The sequence below is a fragment of the Antarcticimicrobium luteum genome (genome assembly GCF_004358185.1).
GTDB classification, from domain to species: Bacteria; Pseudomonadota; Alphaproteobacteria; order Rhodobacterales; family Rhodobacteraceae; genus Antarcticimicrobium; species Antarcticimicrobium luteum.
In genome coordinates this window covers 142,865-162,786 of sequence record NZ_SMUV01000067.1, presented here as the reverse complement: position 1 = coordinate 162,786, position 19,922 = coordinate 142,865, and the positions used below count along the sequence as shown (strand labels likewise).

Here is a 19,922-nt window from a genome sequence, read left to right as displayed (position 1 = left end):
CCATCTTTTTTTCAAAAACACAGAAAACAACCTGTTTTCAACGCTTTAAAAGTGAAGACCCCAGCAGGAGCCGCAGTGCCCCTCTGCCTTGGCAGCATGTTCAGATCGGAATCACGCGCCCTACTCCGCCGCCCGAAAAGACTCGCCGACTACATGTGGTGTTTCGCTGGGGCAGAGCAACAAGACTGGCCGGGCACACTTCCGAGTCACCCCCTCGGGGCCGCCCTGACTCGCGGGAATCGCGCGCCGCCTTGTCAGGCGCAAATCAGGCCGGGCGCGTCAGGCGGCGGGCCGGCACCCGCAGCGCCAGCAGAACCAGGATCAGGCCCAGATAGATCAGCGGCTCGATCTGCAGCCCCTTGCGCAGCATCACGAAGTGCACCGCGCCCAGCAGCACCGCCGGATAGACCAGCCGGTGCAGCCGCCGCCAGGCCGGTCCCAGCCGGCGCACCGAGGCGGTATTCGAGGTCAGCGCCAGCGGCAGCAGAAGCAACAGCGCCCCCATGCCCACGGTGATATAGGGACGCTTGACGATATCGCCCCAGATCTGCGCCGGGATCTGCACATCCAGCAGAAGCCAGGTGAGCAGGTGCAGGCATACGTAAGAGAAAGACAGCAGACCGATGGCGCGGCGGAACTTCATCAGGTTCACGCCCAGCCTGCGGCGCAGCGGCGTGACCGCCAGTCCGGCGATCAGCAGCTGCAGCGCCAGCGCGCCCAGCTCATGCTCCAGCGCCTTGATCGGCTCCACCCCCAGCCCGCCGGTCGCCCCCCTGTAGAAGAGGACCGGCGCCGGCAGCGCCCCCAGCAGGTAGACGGCCCAGACAGGAATGCGCCGCAACCCGGTATTGAGACGATCGGCAATCACCTCAGAACAGCTTTGCCAGGTCCATCCCCTCGTAGAGAGAGGCGACCTCGTTTTCATAGCCGTTGAACATCAGCGTCGGCTGGCGGCGGGACAACAGCCCGCCCCCCACCCGCCGTTCGCTGGCCTGGCTCCAGCGCGGATGGTCCACTTCGGGGTTCACATTGCTGTAAAAGCCATATTCGCGGGGGTTGGTCCGGTTCCAGGTGGCATAGGGTTCGTCTTCGGTCAGCGTGATGCGCACAATCGACTTGATCGACTTGAATCCATATTTCCACGGCACCACCAATCGCAGCGGCGCACCGTTCTGGTTCGGCAGCGGCTTGCCGTAAAGGCCGGTGGCCATGATGGTCAGCGGGTGGCGCGCCTCATCCAGACGCAGCCCCTCGCGGTAGGGCCAGTCCAGCACCGGATAGCGGGTGCCGGGCATCTCCTCGGGGCGATAGAGCGTCTCGAAGGCGACATAGCGGGCACCCTCCTGCACCCCGGCCATCTCGAGCAGATCGGCCAACTCGAATCCGGTCCAGGGGATCACCATCGACCAGGCCTCGACGCAGCGAAAGCGATAGATCCGCTCTTCCAGCGTCACCTGATCGAGGATCTGGGTTAGGTCATAAGTTCCCGACCGCTCCACCAGCCCGTCGATCCTGACCTGCCAGGGGTCGGTGGTCAGCGCGCCGGCATTGGCAGCCGGATCGGTCTTGCCGGTGCCGAATTCATAGTAGTTGCAGTAATTGGTGATCTCGTCCCAGGAATTGGGCTCAAGCCCCTCGGTCGCCGCCCGTACAGGCCCGCCCAGCGCGGCAAGCCCCGCCCCGGCGACCGCGCCGGCCATCAGCTGCCGGCGGTTCAGAAACGCCCATTCCGGGGTCGCGTCGGCGCGGGTCAGGTCGTTTGTCCAGCGATGGGCCATGATCACTCCCTTGGTTTGTCCTCCCCTGATCTAGTCGGTTGGAGGCCCCGCGCCAAACCACGCCCGCTCACGTTTCGGCGACGGGGCTGTAACTTGGCAGGATCTCGTTCATCGGGATCGAATGGCCGTCGGCCTGCACGATGCGGACGTGGCGCCGCCGCATCAGTCGCGGTTCGGCTACGCCGACGGAATGGGCGATGGTCTCGACCTCACCGATCAGGCCGCGGGCATAGCGGGCGACGCGGGTGTATTTGCGGTCGACCACCAGCCCCTTTTGCAGATGGGGGTCATGGGTGGTGATGCCTGTCGGGCAGGTGTTCTTGTTGCACTTGAGCGCCTGGATGCAGCCCAGCGCGAACATGAAGCCGCGCGCCGAGGTGACGAAATCGGCGCCAGCCGCCAACGCCCAGGCGACATCGCCGGGGTTGATCAGCTTGCCGCTGGCGATCAGGCGCACCCGCTCTTTCAGCCCGTGCTCGTCGCGGATATTGGCCACCACCGGCAGCGCCTCGCGCACCGACATGCCGACCAGATCGATCAGCGGCATCGGCGCTGCGCCGGTGCCGCCCTCACCGCCGTCCAGGGTGATGAAATCCGGCGCGCTGTCGGCGCCGCGCCGGACGATGGCGTCGAAGAAGCCGCGGAACACCTCCTCCGATCCGGCCACCGTCTTGATCCCCACCGGCTTGCCGGTGACCTCGCGCACATGTTCGATCATGTCCAGCAGCTCGTCAAAGCTGTTCACTTCCGGGTGGCGGTTGGGCGAGAGGCTGTCCTGACCCATCGGGATATGGCGGATACGGGCGATCTCGGGGGTGATCTTTGCCGCCGGCAGAATGCCGCCCTTACCCGGTTTGGCGCCTTGGGCGAGCTTGATCTCGAACATGCGCACGGTTTCATGCGCGGCCATCGCGCGCAGCTTGTCATCGTCCAGCTTGCCGTCGGCGTCGCGCAGCCCGTATTTCGCGGTGCCGATCTGGAACACCAGATCGCAGCCCCCCTCCAGGTGCATCGGGCTCAGCGCCCCCTCGCCTGTGTTGAGCCATATGTTCGCGTCTTTCGCGCCACGGCTCAGCGCCTCGACCGCGGGTTTGGAGATGGCGCCGTAGGACATGCCGGAGATGTTGAAGAAGGACGGCGCAAGATATGGGCTGCGCGCGGTGGGACCGATCAACATCGGCTCGGTCCTGGCATATTGGTCGTTGAGGGGCGGAAACGGCGCATTGACGAAAATCGCCGTGCCCGGAATGCTGAGGTTGCGGGTCGAGCCGAAGGCGACCGTGTTGCTTTCGCCGGTCGAGGCGCGCGTGACCCATTCGCGCTGAGCCCGGTTGAAGGGCATCTCCTCGCGGTCCATGGCAAAGAAATACTGGCGAAAGAATTCTCCCAACGCGCTGAAAAGATAACGAAACCGGCCAATGACCGGATAGTTGCGCCGGATCGCGTCACCGGTCTGGAGCCGGTCGATCACGAAGAGCACCGCCAGCGCCAGCGTGAGCAGGCCGAGCAGCGCGATAAAGAGGAAGGCCAGCAGCTCGACAGCGTTCACCGCGATATTCATTCACAAACTCCGATATGATTGACTTTGCGCCAGGCACAACAAGCCGTTAGCCTGAGAGTGAAAGGGATTGGCGGGGCTGGCAAGTCGCGCTTTTGTGTAGGGGAGAGAAAGATGAGAGCAATCGTTCTGGCCGCCGCGCTGGGTCTGGCCGCGCAGGTCGCGACCGCGCAGGAGATGGTGAGCTATACCACCGATCAGAGTTTCGATGACGTCGCCTTCGGGGTCGAGAACGCGATCCTGGACGCCGGCCTCGTGGTCGATCACGTCAGCCATGTCGGCGAGATGCTGGAGCGGACCCGCGCCGATGTTGGGTCTGACAAGGTGTTGTTTACAAAGGCGGATGTCTATTCCTTCTGCTCGGCCAAGGTGTCGCGCAGCGTGATGGAGGCCGACCCGATGAACATCGTCTTCTGCCCCTATGACGTCTTCGTGGCCGAGCTGGCGGACAAGCCGGGCGAGGTGATCGTGGGCTATCGCCAGTTCCCCGAGGGGGCGATGCAGGAGGTCCAGGCGATGCTGGACGGCATCGTCAAAACGGCCCTGGGCGAGTAGCGCCCGCCGCCTCAACCAGCTGAATCAGGGGCGGACCAGCCATGGTCCGCCCCTTTTTCATGGGGCAAACCGGGGAGTTTGAGGCGGGTTTCGTACAGGCTGCACCCCAACGCCAGACCCGCCCCGGGCCGGTTCGGGGAAATTTCGGGCGGTTTTGTACGGTTCGGCCCCGGCGGTGCCGGCGAACGATTCGAAAGGTTAATCGCGCCGCCGGCTCACCCCGACGAGATCGCACTGCGCCGGGGTCCGCCCCCGGGGCAGCACCCCCAGGACGCCGCGAACACCCGCCTTCAAGACCGGAGCGAGGGGGGACGCAGGGCACCGACGCGGTGCCGGTTTGGCAGGCTCTCGCCGAGCGTTCAGTCCGCCAGGTTTTCGCCACAAATTCATTCGATTTCTGCCGCAAACCCCCGTGCAAGCTCGGGGGCGACCATCTGCGCGCAACGCGCATTTCACGTACACGGGATAAACACGAGAGAACGTCACATGGCAAAGAAACTGACCGGCGGCACCACCGGGACCGGGCTGGATGAGATCGTCACCGAAATTCTGGACAACGCGGGCCTGAACCGGAGCATTTCCGCCAGCGATATCGAAGGCGGGGCGCGGGCGGCGAATGAGATCAACAAGCTGATCCTCGCCGCGATAGAGGACGGCAAGCTTTTCGACGACGGGGGGATCGACATCGATGACGTCTATGCGATCAACGCCTATATCCGCGACGCCGAACGCCCGGCCCGCTATGCCAGGTTCGTCGAACTGCACGGTGACGACGAAGGGGGCGAGGAATGGGGCTTTCACCTGGTCCAGAACGATGGCGGCAACGGATACCTGGAGGCCCGGAATCTGGTCAACACGGTGTTCGATGGCATTTTTCACATCGGCTTCGAGATCAGTGACGGCCGCGTCTATAACGAGGACGGCGACGCCAATGCGACGCTGGAGCAGCTTGCCCACTGGCTGACGTACTACCTGTCCGGCGGGGCGTCGCATTATTTCGGGACCGAAGCGGACGACCGTGTGGACGGGGAGGAGCTGGACGACACGCTGCTCCTCGGGGCCGGCAACGATTACGGCAACGGCGGCCACGGCGACGACGACCTTTTCGGCGGCAGCGGCGACGATACGATGTACGGCGACAGCGGCGACGACAGGCTGGATGGCGAGGCCGGCGACGACAGCCTGAACGGTGGCGACGGCGACGACACCCTGGGCGGCGGTGGCGGGGACGACAGCCTTTCGGGATCCTACGGCAACGATGTGCTGCGCGGGCATTCGGGCGTCGATACCCTGCGCGGCGACGCGGGCCGCGACCTTTTGCTGGGCGGCGAGGGTGCCGACACGCTTTATGGCGGCGAGGGCGACGACCGCCTGCGCGGAAACGCGGATGACGACGTGCTGAGCGGCGACGAAGGCGATGACCGGTTGGGTGGCGACGGCGGCCATGACAAGCTGTACGGCGGCAGCGGCAAGGACCGCCTGACCGGCGGCGGCGGGGCCGATGAGCTCTACGGCGGATATGACGGCGACAAGCTGCGCGGCGGCGGCGGCGGGGACACGCTGGCCGGCAGCTATGGAAACGACAAACTGTCCGGCGGCGGCGGCGACGACAGCCTCTATGGCGAGGATGACGACGACACGCTGCGGGGCGACGCAGGCGACGATCAGCTTTTCGGCGGCTATGGCCAGGACAGGCTGGAGGGCGGCGACGGCGACGACAGGCTGTTCGGTCAGGATGGCGACGACATCCTGTTTGGCGGCGCGGGAGACGATGAGCTGGACGGCGGCGCCGGCGACAACCGGCTGATCGGCGGCGCGGGCGACGACACCTACCGCGCCAATATCGGGGCGGATGCCTTTTTGTTCGAAAAGGCGGCCTTTGGCGACGATTACATCAAGGGGTTCAACGGCGCCGACGGCGACCGCATCCTGCTGGACGAGGGGATCGGCTATTCCATCGGCATCAATACAGCCACCGGCACACCGACCACCGTGCTGACGCTGAGCGATACCGACAGCGGCGCGGTGTTGGGCACGGTGAGCCTGACCGCCAGCCTGTTCGCCAGTTCCGATATTGTCACCGACCCGCTGGCATTCCTGTGAGGCGGCGGCCCTTTCTGGCTGGAAATATCCCCGCCCGAGGCGCCCGACCGGAGCCGGCGGCGTAGCGCCGGACAGCTGCGGGCGGCGAGCGGCGAGCGGCGGGGGTGACAGAACGCCACGAAAAAGGCCCGCCGTTTCCGGCGGGCCTTGCTCAATTCATCGCCCGAAGGCTCAGTGCACCACGGCGTCGTCCGGTTTGGGCCGGTTGCTGGCCCCCACCCGCTCGCCGATGATCAGCCCCTCGGCCCCGGCGGTGACCGGGAGGGTATCGCCATCCTTGACGTCGCCGGCCAGCAGCATCTCGGCCAGGGGATTCTGCAGCGCGGTCTGGATCACCCGCTTGAGCGGGCGGGCGCCGAACACCGGGTCATAGCCTTCGTCGGCCAGCCATTTGAGCGCGCCCTCGTCCAGTTCGAGCGCGATCTTGCGCCCGGCCAGCCGCTTTTGCAGCAGACCGATCTGGATGTTCACGATGGCGCTCATGTTGTCGCGGCTGAGCCGGTCGAAGATGATGGTCTCGTCCAGACGGTTCAGGAATTCGGGGCGGAAATGCGCCCGCACCGCATCCATCACGTCGCGCCGCGCCTGGGCGCCGTCGGCCCCCTCGGGCAGTTGGCTGAGCGCCTGGCTGCCGAGGTTCGAGGTCAGCACGATCAGCGTCTGCTTGAAATCGACGGTGCGGCCGTGCCCGTCGGTGAGCACGCCGTCGTCGAGCACCTGCAACAGCACGTTGAAGACGTCCGGGTGGGCCTTCTCGACCTCGTCGAACAGCACGACCTGATAGGGCCGGCGGCGGACCGCCTCGGTCAGCACACCGCCCTCGTCATAGCCGACATAGCCCGGAGGCGCGCCGATCAGCCGGGCGACGGCGTGTTTCTCCATGAACTCGGACATGTCGATGCGGACCATCGCGTTGTCGTCGTCGAACAGATAGTTGGCCACCGCCTTGGTCAGCTCGGTCTTGCCGACGCCGGTCGGCCCGAGGAACAGGAAGGAGCCCAGCGGGCGCCCCTCGTCGTTGAGCCCGGCACGCGCCCGGCGCACGGCGTTGGCCACCGCGCGGACGGCGGCGTCCTGGCCGATGACGCGCTTGTGCAGCTCGTCCTCCATGCGCAGAAGCTTCTCGCGCTCGCCCTCCAGCATCTTGGAGGTGGGAATGCCGGTCCAGCGTTCGACCACCGCCGCGATCTGCTCGGGGCGGACAGCCTCTTCGACCATCATGTCCTCGTCCTCGGCCTGTTCGGCCTCGGCGAGCTGTTTTTCCAGTTGCGGGATCACACCGTAGGACAGCTCGCCGGCCTTAGCGAGGTTGCCCTCGCGCTTGGCAATCTCCAGATCGGCGCGGGCGCGGTCGAGCTGTTCCTTGAGATCGCGGGCGCCGGCCAGCTTGTCGCGCTCGGCCTGCCACTGGGCGGTCATCTCGGCGGAGCGTTCCTGCAGATCGGCGAGATCCTTTTGCAGGGTTTCCAGCCGGTCGCGCGCGGCGGTGTCATCCTCGAGCTTAAGCGCCTGTTCCTCGATCTGCAATTGCAGGATCTGGCGGTCGAGTTGGTCGAGCTCTTCGGGTTTGCTGTCCACCTCCATGCGCAGGCGCGAGGCGGCCTCGTCGACAAGGTCGATCGCCTTGTCGGGCAGGAAACGGTCGGTGATGTAGCGGTGCGACAGGGTCGCGGCCGCCACCAGCGCCGAGTCGGAGATGCGCACGCCGTGGTGCAGCTCGTACTTCTCCTTGATGCCGCGCAGGATGCTGATGGTGTCCTCGACGGTGGGCTCGGTCACCATCACCGGCTGGAACCGGCGGGCGAGGGCGGCGTCCTTTTCGACGTATTTGCGGTATTCATCCAGCGTGGTGGCGCCGATGCAGTGCAGCTCGCCGCGCGCCAGAGCAGGCTTGATCAGGTTGGCGGCATCCATCGCGCCGTCGGATTTGCCGGCGCCGACGAGGGTGTGCATCTCGTCGATGAAGAGGATGACCTCGCCGGCGGCGGCCTCGATCTCTTTCAGGATGGCCTTGAGGCGCTCCTCGAATTCGCCGCGGTATTTCGCACCGGCGATCAGCGCCCCCATGTCCAGCGCCAGCAGTTTCTTGTTCTTGAGGCTTTCGGGAACGTCGCCGTTGATGATGCGCAGGGCCATGCCCTCGGCGATGGCGGTCTTGCCGACGCCGGGCTCGCCGATCAGGACCGGGTTGTTCTTGGTCCGGCGCGACAGCACCTGCATCGAGCGGCGGATCTCGTCGTCGCGGCCGATGATCGGGTCGATCTTTCCCTCGCGCGCCGCCTCGGTCAGGTCGCGGGCGTATTTCTTGAGCGCGTCATAGCCTTCTTCGGCGTTCGCCGTGTCGGCGGTGCGGCCCTTGCGGATGTCGTTGATCGCCTCGTTCAGCTTCTGGGCGGTCACGGCGCCGGCCTCCAGCGCCTCTTTGGCGGGGGATTTGACCATGCAGAGCGCCATCAGGATGCGTTCGACGGGCACGAAGCTGTCGCCGGCCTTCTTGGCGACCTTCTCGGCCTCGTCCAGCACCTTGGCAGTCTGGGTGTCGAGATAGATCTGGCCGGCGTCGCCGCTGACCTTGGGAATCTTGTTGATCGCGACGTCCAGCGCCTCGACCACGCGGGCGGGGGCGCCGCCAGCGCGCTGGATCAGGTTGCTGGCCAGCCCCTGATCGTCGTCCATCAATGCCTTGAGAAGGTGTTCGGGGGCCAGTCGCTGGTGCTCTTCGCGCATCGCGATGGTCTGTGCCGCCTGCACGAAGCCGCGTGCACGCTCGGTGAACTTGTTCAAGTCCATGCGTCTCTCCTTTATCAAGCGCCCGGAAGGTCCAGCGCCCGCATCGCGGCGCACCAGGGGTCGGGCCTCGCATTCCAATTTGGGAAGGGGCCGGCGCAGTTCAAGTCCCCGTGATCGGGATTTCGCCGCGACTGCCGGGGATTACGGTCCAGGGAATAGGCGCCGCGGATTTTCCCGCGCGCCGCCTCATTCCTGCGCCAATCGCGGTCGATACCGGAGCAAAACAGGAGGCAGGCATGCAAATCACCGATATCGAAATTTCATCCGACGGCTATTGCCCCAAGCAGGCGCGGCATCTGGCCCATGTCTGTCTGACGCTGGCTGACCGGATCGTAACCCTGTTCTGTGCCGTGGAACTGGCCGAGGAGACCGGCGCCGAGGCGCGGCGGGCGGCGTTCCTGGGCGACGCGCTGCGTCAGATGCGGCGGATGCCGGAGTTTCGCGCCGGCCGCACGCGGCTGGAATTCGCCGACGGGCTGGCCGCGGCCTGACTGGCCGGGAGCGGGCCGGGTACGGGGTGGGTACGGGTTGGGCAAAGGCCGGCTTTCTCTTGTGCGGGCAGGCTGAGCGGCCTAGAGAAGGGCCGCCCGCAGACCCGAGGAGACACCCGATGTCCGATGACCGCCTGATCGTTGCCCTGGACGTGCCCAATGCCATCCAGGCGCTGGAACTTACCGAAAAGCTGGGCGACGCCGTAAACTTTTACAAGATCGGGCTGGGGATGCTGACCGGGGGCGGTCTGGGCCTGGCGCATGAGCTGATCGCCGAGCACGGCAAGCGCATCTTTCTGGACATGAAGCTGTTCGACATCGGCGCCACGGTCGAGGCGGCGGTGCGGGGGCTGGCGCAGTTCGACCTGGATTTCCTGACTGTGCATGGCGACCCGCATGTGGTGCGCGCCGCCAAGGAGGGCGCGGCGGGCAAGGATCTGAAGATCCTGGCGGTGACCATCCTGACCTCGCTCGACCGCGGCGATCTGGACGCGGCGCTGATCAAGCCGGGCGATGTCGCTGATCTGGTGGTGGAACGCGCCGCGCGGGCGCTGGAGGCGGGCGCCGACGGGGTGATCGCCAGTCCGCAGGAGGCCGCCGCGATCCGGGCGCTGCCGCAGGCGCAGGGCCGGCTGATCGTGACCCCGGGGGTGCGCCCCGCGGGTGCCGCCCTGGGCGATCAGAAGCGGGTGGCGACGCCGGCGAGCGCGATCGCGGCCGGGGCCGATCACATCGTGGTGGGCCGCCCTGTCTGGCAGGCCGGGGATCCGCGCCGCGCGGCGCAGGCGATCCTGGCAGAGTTGCCGACGCGCTGAGCAAGACGGGCCCCGAAGGGGCGCCTCGCTGTTGCAGGAATGCAAAGGGGCCGTGTCCTAAAGGGCACATGTTCCGGGTAGGATTTGCCGGTCTGGAATTCCAGACTTCAAAATCGGGCGCTTTCGGGCGAGTCTGATCTGCAAGACACTCCCCCAACGAACCTTTTCTTCCTGTGGTTCGTTACCTCCCCCCCCGCCTCAGCAGCGGGGGGTCTTTCCGACCCCCCCTGCATCCGCATCCACTGCCGACACGGAACCAGTCGCGCGCGCCGGACCGGGGTCTGGCGCCGCAGCAGCCGGTCAGCGCGCTTTGCCACAGACAAATTCGGACGACCTGTAATCAGCGCGCCTCTCGCGCATTGCACGGCAATGTGCCGCCGGCAGACGATTGCATAGCAATCCGCCGAGAGGCGGCCCGTGGCCCAGAGCCCGCGCCTGGGGTATATTCCGCGGGGGCTTGCGTCAGGTCAGCGTGGCCGGGTTTTCACTCAGATAGAGCGCCAGTGTCTCGGCGAAATGCGGCACCGCGCGCCGGTGACGGCAATAGGTTTCGGGCGGCATCAGGCGCCAGCCCTGCCCCTCGTCGCCCAGCCGCACGTCAGTGACGCGGGCGGCGGGCAGATGGGCGGCAAAGAACCAGACGCGGCCATGCGGGCGCAGATAGCTGTGCGACCAGGCGATCTGATCGGGGCAAAGGGTCAGGCTCACCTCCTCCCGGGTCTCGCGCAGGGCGCAGGCGATCGGGGTTTCGTCCCCCTCGCGGCCGCCGCCGGGCAGATCCCAGTAGCCGGGCCAGGGAATGTCGGGCCGGTCGTCGCGCTGGATCACCAGCAGGTCCGGACCCAGGAACAGGGCCAGCTTGGCCCCGGCGAAGGGGGCGATCCGGGGGGTGGGCTGCTCTGCCATGCTGACTGTTCCGACGTTCCGTCCTATTGTGCAGCAGAGGTAAGCACCATTCCGCCGAGATACCACCCGATGCAAGCGCTTTGCCGTGACTGTCTGACCCAGTTCGACGCGCCGGAGGCCGCCCCCGGGCGCGCGCGCCGCTGTCCGTCCTGCGCCAGCCCGCGGGTGGTGGCGCACGCCGAGCTGTTCGATCTGAGCATCGCGCATATGGATTGCGACGCCTTCTATGCCAGCGTGGAAAAGCGCGACAATCCCGAACTGGCGGGCAAGCCGGTGATCATCGGCGGCGGGCGCCGGGGGGTGGTCTCGACCGCCTGTTACGTGGCGCGGATCCGGGGCGTGCATTCGGCGATGCCGATGTTCCAGGCGCTGAAGCTGTGCCCCGACGCGGTGGTGATCCGGCCGCGGATGGAGGTCTATGCCGCCGTCTCGCGGCAGATCCGCGCGATGATGGAGGACCTGACCCCGGCGGTGGAGCCGCTGTCGCTGGACGAGGCGTTTCTGGACCTGACCGGCACCGGAAAGCTGCACGGCGCGCCGCCGGCGGTGATGCTGGCCCGGCTGATCCGGCGGATGAAGGACGAGCTGGGGCTGACCGGGTCGATCGGCCTCTCGCACAACAAGTTTCTGGCCAAGGTTGCCTCGGACCTGGACAAGCCGCGCGGGTTCTCGGTGATCGGGCGGGCGGAGACCGCGGATTTCCTGCGCGACAGGCCGGTGCGGATGATCTGGGGAATCGGGCCGGCGGCGCAGGCGGCGCTGGACAAGGCCGGGATCCGCACATTCGCCGATCTGCTGCGCTGGGAGCAGCGCGATCTGCAGGCGCGGTTCGGCACGATGGGCGAACGGCTCTATCATCTGGCGCGGGGGCAGGATCGGCGCCGCGTCGTTGCGAATGCGCCGATGAAGTCGATCTCGAACGAGACCACCTTTCACGAGGATACCGGGGATGCCGATATCCTCGACGGGCATCTGTGGCGGATGGCGGAAAAGGTGTCGGACCGGGCCAAGGCCAAGGGGCTGGCCGGGCGGGTGGTGGTGCTGAAGCTGAAACGCGCCGATCACAGCCTGCTGAGCCGGCGGGTGGCGCTGCGGGATGCCACCCAGATGGCCGACCGGCTGTATCGCAGCGCGCGGGCGCTGTTCGATCAGCTGGGCGATCCGGGGCCTTACCGGCTGCTGGGGGTGGGGCTGGCCGAGCTTTGCCCGGAGGCGGAGGCCGATAAATCCGGCGATCTGCTGGACCCGGGCGCGGCGCGGCGCAGCGGCGCCGAACGGGCCGCCGACGAGATCCGCAAGCGGTTCGGGGCGGATGCGATCCTGAAGGGGCGGGCGTTGAGGTGAGGGCCGGCCCCGCAGCATGCCCGAATGCGCAACAGAGGGCAGCGCCCGGCCGAGGGCGGGGGTCGGGCGCCGCCCGGCGGTGCGTCGCACCTTGATCCCGGGCTGGGGATGACAGGAGAGGGCCCCCCCCTATTCCGCCGCCAGCGGCATCTCCTGATAGCCGATGGCGGCGATCTCGGCGATCACCCCGCGCAGCAGGGTGCGGAAGCGCTCGAAATTGGCATTGGGCACGATGCGCCGCTCGTCCATGTAGACGGCGCGGTCGATCTCGATCTGGATGGCGTGCTGGCGGCGCGAGGGGCGGCCATAGGCCTGGGTGACATAGGCGCCGGCGAAGGGCGCGTTGCGCGACACCGCCAGGCCGGCGCCGGCAAAGGCCGCCTCGATCCGGTCGACGATGGCGCTGTCGGCGGCGGCGCCGAAGCGGTCGCCCAGCACGATCTCGGGGCGCGGCGCGATGGTCCGGGCGACGCCGTCCATCGCCTCATGCGGCATCGAATGGCAATCGATCAGAATCGCCTCGCCGAACCGGTGATGCGCCTGGTCCAGCAGATCCTGAAGCGCGGCGTGATAGGGGCGCCAGTACTGGTCGATTCGCGCCCGGGCCTCCTCGATCGGGATCTTGCCGCGATGGATTGCGCGGCCGTTGGCGACGACGCGGGGAATCACCCCCAGGCCCGAGGCGACGCGGGGATTGTGGCCATGCCGCCGCACCCCCTCGATCAGCGCGGGATCAAGCTCATCCGGGCTGCGGTTGAGATCGACGAAGGCGCGCGGCGCGGTCGCGCTGATCAGCGGCGCGCCAAACTCGGGGGCCGAATCGAACAAACAGTCGACAAAGGCATCCTCGGAGGAGCGGATCGCCTGGCGGTCCAGCATCGAACAGCGTACGAACCAGTCGGGATAATCGCACCCCGAGTGCGGCGAGGCGAAAACCACGCTGGACCGGCGCTGTTCCGGCTGCGACAGGTGAAAGGCAGTGGTGGGCATCGGCACTCCTCGGTCAGGAAAAACATAGCCTGCAAAAAGCCGCGTCAAAAGCCCTTGATAACCCAAGCGAGTCCTTTTATAGACCCCGCTACCGGCGCGGAAATCCGCGCCCCATTTTCGTTATGGGGACGGATCGGGCCGATATTCATGGGCGGTTAGCTCAGCGGTAGAGCACTTCGTTGACATCGAAGGGGTCACAAGTTCGAACCTTGTACCGCCCACCATGAATTCACTGTTCCGGGCGACCGGGACACCCGCCAACCCAGGCGCTGGCCCGCGCCGCAGGAACAGGAGAGAGACCATGAAGGTCAAGAACTCGCTCCGCTCGCTGAAGAACCGGCATCGTGATTGCCGGGTCGTGCGTCGCAAAGGCCGCGTTTACGTGGTCAACAAGACTCAGCGCCGGTTCAAAGCCCGTCAGGGCTGATCGACCGGAAGACGGAACACAAAAAACCGCGCCCCTCGGGGCGCGGTTTTTTCGTTTGCGGTGTTGGTGGCGAGCACCTATTTCTGATTAAAATAGTTGGTTTTGATTTGCACCCGGCGCAGAATCAGGTATCTGATTGTTTCAGTCGGGCATTGCCCGCAGCCTGGGCACAGGCAGTCTGACAACAAAACGGGATCCGAGATGCGACACATTCTGACATATGGCACCGTCGCGCTGATGACGGCGCTGACCCCCGCGGCGACGCTGGCCGGCGGCGAGGTCAACATCTATTCCTCGCGCCACTACGACACCGACGAGCGGCTCTATTCCGACTTTGAGGCGGCCACCGGTATCACCGTCAACCGGATCGAGGGAAAGGCCGACGAGCTGATCGCGCGGATGCAGGCCGAGGGGCGCAACTCGCCCGCCGACATCCTGCTGACGGTAGACACCTCACGGCTGGAGCGGGCCAGGGCCGCCGGCGTGCTGCAGCCGATCGACAGCCCGGTGCTGGAGGCGCGCGTGCCCGGCTACCTGCAGGACGCCGACAACCAGTGGTTCGGCTTTTCGCAGCGGGCGCGGATCATCTTTTACGACAAGGCCGAGGTCAGCGATCCGCCGCGCACCTATCTCGATCTGGCCGATCCGAAGTACAAGGGGCTGGTCTGCATCCGGTCGTCGTCGAACACCTACAACCAGACGCTGCTGGCCGCGATCATCGAGAATCACGGCATCGAGGCCGCCCGCGACTGGGCCCGGGGCGTGGTTGCCAACATGGCGCGCGCGCCGCAGGGCGGCGACACCGACCAGTTGCGCGGGATCGTGTCGGGGGAGTGCGAGATCGCGGTCTCGAACACCTATTACTTCGCCCGCGCCATCCGCACCGACGTGAGCGGGGTGAGCGACCAGATCGACATGATCGGCTGGGTGTTCCCGTCGCAGAACGCCGAGGGCGCGCATATGAACCTCTCCGGCGGCGGCGTGGCGGTGCATGCGCCGAACAAGGAGAACGCGATCAAATTCCTTGAGTATCTGACCGGCGATCAGGCGCAGATGTATTTCTCGGCCGGCAATGACGAATACCCGGCGGTGCCCGGTGTCGGCCTGTCGCCGAGCGTCGCGGCGCTGGGGTTCTTCAAGCCGGACGACGTGGACCTGTCGGCGGTCGCGGAGCGGCTGCCGGAGGCGCAGAAGGTCTTTAACGAGGTCGGCTGGGAGTAAACCCGGACCGGTATCGGGAAAGCGGGCGCGGGGGGCCTCCTCCCGCGCCTTTTTCATGTCCGGCGGCGGCGGTTATTGCGGGGGGGGGCGGAGCCTATGGCGGGGATTCGCGGGGAACGGAAGGGGCGGGGGCGCGCGCGTTCCTTGCAGCCCAGGCAGGCCTGCGTCAGTCGACCGGGGTCAGTCGCCTGGGATCAGTCCCGACGGCCGACCTGGCGGCAGATCAGAATCACCGGCAACAGCCCCACCGCCATGATCACCAGCGATGGCACCGCCGCCCCCTCGAGCCGTTCGTCCGAGGCCAGCCGGTAGGCCTGGATCGCCAGGGTGTCATAGTTGAACGGGCGCATGATCAGGGTCGCCGGCAGTTCCTTCATCACGTCGACGAAGACGATCAGCAGCGCGGTGAGCAGGCTGGGGGTGAGGATCGGCAGGTGAATCCGGCGCAGGGTGCCCAGCGGCGTTTCCCCGAGCGAGCGGGCGGCGGCGTCCATGTGGACGTGCACGGTGCTTTGGCCGCCCTCGTAGGCGCCCAGCGCAGCGGCGAGGAAGCGCACCATATAGGCCGCCACCAGCAGCCAGATCGAGCCGGTGACCAGCAGCCCGGTGGAGATGTCGAAGGTGTCGCGCATCCAGGCATCCAGCGCGTTGTCGAAGGCGGCGAAGGGCACCAGCAGGCCCACCGCGATCACCCCGCCGGGCACCGCGTAGCCAAGCCGCGCCATATAGGCGGTCGTGGCGGAGCGGCGGCCCGGGCGCAGGCGCTGGTAGAAGCCGACAGCGATGGCGGCGGTGAGCGTCACCACGGCGGCGGTGCCCGCCAGCGTGACCGAATTGCGGATGAAGCCGGTATAGCGGCGGCTGAGCAGATCCTGTTCGGAGCCGAGCCCCATGAGGAAGAGGATCACCGTGGGCAGCACGAAGCCCAGCAGCACCGGCGTGGCGCAGAGCGCGAAGGCGAGCGCCGCCTGCACGCCTTTGAGCTGGGCCGGCGGCATCTTCATATGGCGTTTGCCGGCGTGGTGATACTGCGCCGCGCCGCGCGTGCTGCGCTCGGCCACCGCCAGCATAAGCGCGAAGCCCAGCAGGCAGAGCGCCAGCTGCGCCGCGGCGGCGCGGTCGGCCATGGTGAACCAGCTTGTGTAGATGCCGGTGGCAAAGGTCTGGACACCGAAATAGGCCACGGTGCCGAAATCGGCGATGGTCTCCATCACCGCCAGCAGCACGCCGCCGGCGATCGCGGGGCGGGCCATCGGCAGGCTGACGCGCCAGAAGGCGGTCCAGGCGCTGTTGCCGAGAGTGCGGGCGGCGAGGAAGGCGCCGGAGCTTTGCTGCAGGAACGCCGCGCGGGCGAGCAGGTAGACGTAGGGGTAGAACACCAGCACCAGCATCACCGCGGCGCCGCCGAGCGAGCGGATCTCGGGGAACCAGTAGTCGCGCGGCCCCCAGCCTGTGATGTCGCGCAGGGTGGACTGCACGATGCCGGGGTGATCCAGCAGGTGGGTATAGGCATAGGCCAGCACATAGGCCGGAAAGGCCAGCGGCAGGACCAGAGCGATCTCGAGCAGCCGCACCCCGGGAAATCGTGTCATCGTCACCAGCCAGGCGGCTCCGACGCCGATCGCGAAGGTGCCGAGCGCCACCAGCACCACCAGCACCAGCGTCGCGCCGGCATAGCCGGGCAGAACCGTCGCCAGCAGGTGGCGCACGGTGTCGGTGCCCCCCGTGAGCGCGGCAATGGCCACGGCCACCATCGGCAGCAGGCAGGCGGCGGCGACCGCGGTGGCCAGCCCGGCCAGCAGGCGGGTGCCGCGGGCGGTGTGGCGGTGGCTGCCGTGGGGGGCGTAGTCGATGCCGGTGGTGTCGCTGGTCTGGGACAAGGGGAGCCTCGGGTCGGTTTCCGCTCTTTATCCTAGTTTAATGGTCGGAATTCCAGCGCGATTTGATCGCAGATGGAGACCGTGCGGCCCCCTGCCCGGCGGCACGGGCACGGCGGACCTTTGCGCGGGGAGCGCGCGGCGCCGGCACATCCAGCGCCGCGCGCGAGAGGATGCCGGCCGGGGAAGGTAAATCCACCGCCATCGGTGGACAGAGGAGTGCGGTTTGCTAACCTCGCATCATCGAAAATTTCATTTTTCAGGAGATTCAATTGAAAACGACCATTGCTCTATGCGCCGGGCTGATGTTCGCGGCCGGTGCCGCCTGCGCCGAGATGTCCATCACGCTCGGCGGCGGATGGGACGGAAAACACGTTCCCAAAGGCCAACACTGCACCCTGTTCGGGGGAAACGGGTCAACCCCGCCGATGACGGCCTCGAACCTGCCGGGCGGAACGGCCTGGGTTTACGTCGCCTACAATGATCGGGACTATAGACCCCTGTCAAAGAACGGCGGGCATGGCGTCATCGGATACCCCGTGAGCGGCGCCTCTGCCGAGCTGCGCTCCGTTCCCGGCCTCAAAGCGAAACTGCCGGGAAAGGCAAAGGTCATTTCGGCGGCAAGGGGGACCGGCAAGTACGCGTCCAAGGGCTACTTGCCGCCGTGTTCGGGGGGCAAGGGAAACCGCTATTTCGCAATTGTGCAGGCGATCTCGTCGGCCGGAAAGGTGCTGGAAGAACAGCGCGTCGAGATCGGCCGCTATTGACATGGGGGCGGAGGGAGGCGCCGCCGGTGGCCTCCCAAGCCGCAGCGCCTGGGCGGGCGGACGGCGACATCCGATAGCCAAAGATCCCGGCCCATAGACCCCGGCCCGGAGGCCGGAGCGACAAAAGCGCGGCGCCCTCAGTCGTATTTGCGCTGATCCTCGATCACCAGCCCGTCCTTTGGCAGGGCGCCGGGGGCCATGACCTCGATCCTGCCCTTGAGTTTGAGCAGGTCGGCGACGCTGGCGGAATAGGCGACCGGATCGCCGCCGGTCGCCTCGATCTGCACGGTCATGGCGTCCATTTCGCCGTCGCGGGTGGCAATGACGCGGGCCTTGATGATCTCGGCGTGTTTGTCGACCAGTTGCGCCACCTGTTCGGGGCGCACGAACATGCCCTTGATTTTCGTCGTCTGGTCGGCGCGGCCCATCCAGCCCCTGATCCGCATGTTGGTGCGGCCGCAGGGCGATTGCCCCGGCAGCACGGCGGACAGGTCGCCGGTGGCGAAGCGCACCAGCGGGTAGTCGGGGTTCAGCGTGGTGACGACAACCTCGCCGACCTCGCCGGGGGCGACCGGGGTGCCGGTGCCGGGGGTGACAATCTCGACGATCACGTTCTCGTCGACGATCATCCCCTCCATCGCCGCGCTTTCATAGGCGATGTTGCCCAGATCGGCGGTGGCATAGCTTTGCAGGCAGGCGATGCCGCGATCGGCGTATTCCTGACGCAGCGAGGGGAACAGGGCGCCGCCGCCCACCGCCGCGCGGGTGATCTTCAGCTCCAGCCCCATCGCCTCGGCCTTGTCGAGGATGACCTTGAGATAGTCCGGCGTGCCGGCATAGGCGGTCACCCCGATGTCGTGGGCGGCGCGGGCCTGAAGTTCGGTCTGGCCGGTGCCGGCGGGGACCACGGCGGCGCCGACGGCGCGGGCGCCGCTTTCGAATATCATGCCGGCCGGCGTCAGGTGGTAGCCGAAGCAGTTCTGCACGATGTCGCCCTTGCCGATGCCGGCGGCATGCAGGAAGCGGCCCATGCGCCACCAGTCGTGGCTGATCCCGCCCGGCTCGTAGATCGGGCCCGGCGACTGGAAGATATGGGCGACGTTGGAGACCGGCAGCCCGCCGAAGGGCGGCTGCGCCTTTTGCCGTGTGCTGAGCTCGGACTTGCGCAGCACCGGCAGCGCCGCGAGCGCCGCGAGATCGTCGAGCGGATCCAGACCGTTGCGGGCGAGGTTGGCGTTCAGTGCCTGGAGCTGGTCGGCCGCGCGGGCATCGGCGGAGCGGGTTTCCAGGTCGTCGTAATGAGCGGTCATCGTTATGCCTCGTCCTTGTCCTTGGGTCGCTGCCCCGGTTGGCCGGGGGCCACCCCCCTGCCCTGTTCTGCCGGGACGCGGGCCGGAACCCTGCTCCGGCGCGGCGCCTGATCGGCCCGATTGTCACATGCCCCGGCGCCCCGGTGCGCGGTCAGCTCAGCCACCGCTTGCGGCGGCGGTAGGAGCGCACGTCGCGGAAGCTCTTGCGGCCCTCGTCGGACATGCCGAGATAGAATTCCTTGACGTCCTGGTTCTCGCGCAGGTCGGCGGCGGGGCCGTCCATCACGACGCGGCCGGACTCCAGAATATAGCCGTAATGGGCAAAGCGCAGCGCGACATTGGTGTTCTGTTCGGCCAGCAGGAAGGTGACGCCCTCGCGCTCGTTCAGATCCTTGACGATGCCGAAAATCTCTTCGACCAGCTGCGGCGCGAGGCCCATGCTGGGTTCATCCAGCAGGATGGTTTCGGGCTTGGCCATCATGGCGCGGCCGATTGCGACCATCTGCTGTTCGCCGCCCGAGGTATAGCCGGCCTGGCTGCGGCGGCGCTCCTTGAGGCGGGGGAAATAGGTATAGACCTTCTCCAGGTCGGCCATCATCTCGGCCTTGCCGCTCTTGCGGGTGTAATAGCCGGTAAGAAGGTTTTCCTCGACGGTGAGGTGCTCGAAGCAGTGGCGGCCCTCCATCACCTGGATCACGCCCTTGCGCACCAGATCGGCGGGATCGGCGTGATGCACCGCCTCGCCGCGATATTTGACCGAGCCCTTGGTGACCTCGCCGCGTTCCGATTGCAGCAGCGCCGAGATTGCCTTGAGCGTGGTGGTCTTGCCCGCACCGTTGCCACCCAGAAGCGCGGTAATGCCGCCCTTGGGCACATTGAGGCTGACGCCTTTGAGAACGAGGATCACGTGGTTGTAGATCACCTCGATATTGTTGACCTCAAGCAGGGTCTCCCTGGTTTGTCCGGCGTCCAGCATCTGGTGTCCTTCTA

17 protein-coding genes and 1 tRNA gene are annotated in these 19,922 nt (G+C 66.8%); 9 read left to right on the top strand and 9 right to left on the bottom strand.

What is annotated here, in order from left to right; translation table 11 throughout:
• Nucleotides 1–265: 265 nt before the first annotated feature.
• From msrQ to E1832_RS13045, 3 genes are all read right to left on the bottom strand, one after another.
• On the bottom strand, nucleotides 266–868 hold the full coding sequence (msrQ, locus tag E1832_RS13055) for a protein-methionine-sulfoxide reductase heme-binding subunit MsrQ (RefSeq protein WP_245513976.1): 603 nt from the start codon (nucleotides 866–868) through the stop codon (nucleotides 266–268).
• A gap of 1 nt (nucleotide 869) precedes the next feature.
• Nucleotides 870–1,778 carry a protein-methionine-sulfoxide reductase catalytic subunit MsrP gene (msrP, locus tag E1832_RS13050; protein ID WP_133360200.1) on the bottom strand — a complete coding sequence of 303 codons (909 nt, stop codon included), beginning with the start codon at nucleotides 1,776–1,778 and terminating at the stop codon, nucleotides 870–872.
• A 67-nt stretch (nucleotides 1,779–1,845) separates the two neighbouring features.
• Nucleotides 1,846–3,339, bottom strand: a complete 1,494-nt coding sequence (locus tag E1832_RS13045; protein ID WP_133360199.1) for an FMN-binding glutamate synthase family protein — start codon at nucleotides 3,337–3,339, stop codon at nucleotides 1,846–1,848.
• A gap of 111 nt (nucleotides 3,340–3,450) precedes the next feature.
• On the opposite strand from E1832_RS13045, the gene E1832_RS13040 reads away from it, so the two are divergent.
• Nucleotides 3,451–3,891 carry a DUF302 domain-containing protein gene (locus tag E1832_RS13040; protein ID WP_133360198.1) on the top strand — a complete coding sequence of 147 codons (441 nt, stop codon included), beginning with the start codon at nucleotides 3,451–3,453 and terminating at the stop codon, nucleotides 3,889–3,891.
• 486 nt (nucleotides 3,892–4,377) lie between these two features.
• Entirely contained in the window at nucleotides 4,378–5,994 is a 1,617-nt protein-coding gene (locus E1832_RS13035) for a calcium-binding protein (RefSeq protein WP_133360197.1), read from the top strand.
• A gap of 171 nt (nucleotides 5,995–6,165) precedes the next feature.
• Here the strand turns inward: E1832_RS13035 and clpB are convergent, their stop codons facing one another.
• Complete coding sequence (gene clpB, locus E1832_RS13030) at nucleotides 6,166–8,784, bottom strand: ATP-dependent chaperone ClpB (RefSeq protein ID WP_133360196.1); 2,619 nt, start codon at nucleotides 8,782–8,784, stop codon at nucleotides 6,166–6,168.
• Nucleotides 8,785–9,020: 236 nt separating this feature from the next.
• Between clpB and E1832_RS13025 the strand changes: the two genes are divergently transcribed.
• Nucleotides 9,021–9,275, top strand: coding sequence for a hypothetical protein (locus tag E1832_RS13025; RefSeq protein ID WP_133360195.1), 255 nt, complete (start codon nucleotides 9,021–9,023; stop codon nucleotides 9,273–9,275).
• A gap of 119 nt (nucleotides 9,276–9,394) precedes the next feature.
• Entirely contained in the window at nucleotides 9,395–10,090 is a 696-nt protein-coding gene (gene pyrF, locus E1832_RS13020) for an orotidine-5'-phosphate decarboxylase (RefSeq protein ID WP_133360194.1), read from the top strand.
• A 462-nt stretch (nucleotides 10,091–10,552) separates the two neighbouring features.
• On the opposite strand, the gene E1832_RS13015 is transcribed toward pyrF, so the two are convergent.
• Complete coding sequence (locus E1832_RS13015; RefSeq protein WP_133360193.1) at nucleotides 10,553–10,996, bottom strand: NUDIX hydrolase; 444 nt, start codon at nucleotides 10,994–10,996, stop codon at nucleotides 10,553–10,555.
• A gap of 69 nt (nucleotides 10,997–11,065) precedes the next feature.
• On the opposite strand from E1832_RS13015, the gene E1832_RS13010 reads away from it, so the two are divergent.
• A complete protein-coding gene (locus tag E1832_RS13010; RefSeq protein WP_133360192.1) occupies nucleotides 11,066–12,340 on the top strand; it encodes a DNA polymerase IV in 1,275 nt (424 codons plus the stop codon).
• 129 nt (nucleotides 12,341–12,469) lie between these two features.
• Here E1832_RS13010 and E1832_RS13005 read toward each other — a convergent pair whose 3' ends face one another.
• The gene (locus E1832_RS13005) at nucleotides 12,470–13,330 is read right to left on the bottom strand and encodes an N-formylglutamate amidohydrolase (RefSeq protein WP_133360191.1); all 861 of its coding nucleotides are present in this window, start codon (nucleotides 13,328–13,330) and stop codon (nucleotides 12,470–12,472) included.
• Nucleotides 13,331–13,479: 149 nt separating this feature from the next.
• Between E1832_RS13005 and E1832_RS13000 the strand changes: the two genes are divergently transcribed.
• From E1832_RS13000 to E1832_RS12990, 3 genes are all read left to right on the top strand, one after another.
• Nucleotides 13,480–13,554, top strand: a tRNA-Val gene (locus E1832_RS13000).
• A gap of 77 nt (nucleotides 13,555–13,631) precedes the next feature.
• Nucleotides 13,632–13,757, top strand: a complete 126-nt coding sequence (ykgO, locus tag E1832_RS12995) for a type B 50S ribosomal protein L36 (protein WP_132827779.1) — start codon at nucleotides 13,632–13,634, stop codon at nucleotides 13,755–13,757.
• A 237-nt stretch (nucleotides 13,758–13,994) separates the two neighbouring features.
• On the top strand, nucleotides 13,995–14,978 hold the full coding sequence (locus E1832_RS12990) for a Fe(3+) ABC transporter substrate-binding protein (RefSeq protein ID WP_245513980.1): 984 nt from the start codon (nucleotides 13,995–13,997) through the stop codon (nucleotides 14,976–14,978).
• Between the two features lie 194 nt (nucleotides 14,979–15,172).
• On the opposite strand, the gene E1832_RS12985 is transcribed toward E1832_RS12990, so the two are convergent.
• Nucleotides 15,173–16,780 (bottom strand): ABC transporter permease, encoded by a 1,608-nt coding sequence (locus tag E1832_RS12985; RefSeq protein ID WP_245513979.1) that lies wholly within the window; start codon nucleotides 16,778–16,780, stop codon nucleotides 15,173–15,175.
• Between the two features lie 347 nt (nucleotides 16,781–17,127).
• Here E1832_RS12985 and E1832_RS12980 point away from each other — a divergent pair, with 347 nt between their 5' ends.
• Nucleotides 17,128–17,622: a hypothetical protein gene (locus E1832_RS12980; protein ID WP_245513975.1), complete on the top strand. Its 495-nt coding sequence runs from the start codon at nucleotides 17,128–17,130 to the stop codon at nucleotides 17,620–17,622.
• A 137-nt stretch (nucleotides 17,623–17,759) separates the two neighbouring features.
• Here E1832_RS12980 and E1832_RS12975 read toward each other — a convergent pair whose 3' ends face one another.
• Both E1832_RS12975 and E1832_RS12970 read right to left on the bottom strand, forming a co-directional pair.
• Complete coding sequence (locus tag E1832_RS12975) at nucleotides 17,760–18,932, bottom strand: phenylacetate--CoA ligase family protein (protein ID WP_133360188.1); 1,173 nt, start codon at nucleotides 18,930–18,932, stop codon at nucleotides 17,760–17,762.
• Nucleotides 18,933–19,083: 151 nt separating this feature from the next.
• Nucleotides 19,084–19,908, bottom strand: coding sequence for an ABC transporter ATP-binding protein (locus E1832_RS12970; RefSeq protein ID WP_133360187.1), 825 nt, complete (start codon nucleotides 19,906–19,908; stop codon nucleotides 19,084–19,086).
• Nucleotides 19,909–19,922 lie beyond the last annotated feature (14 nt).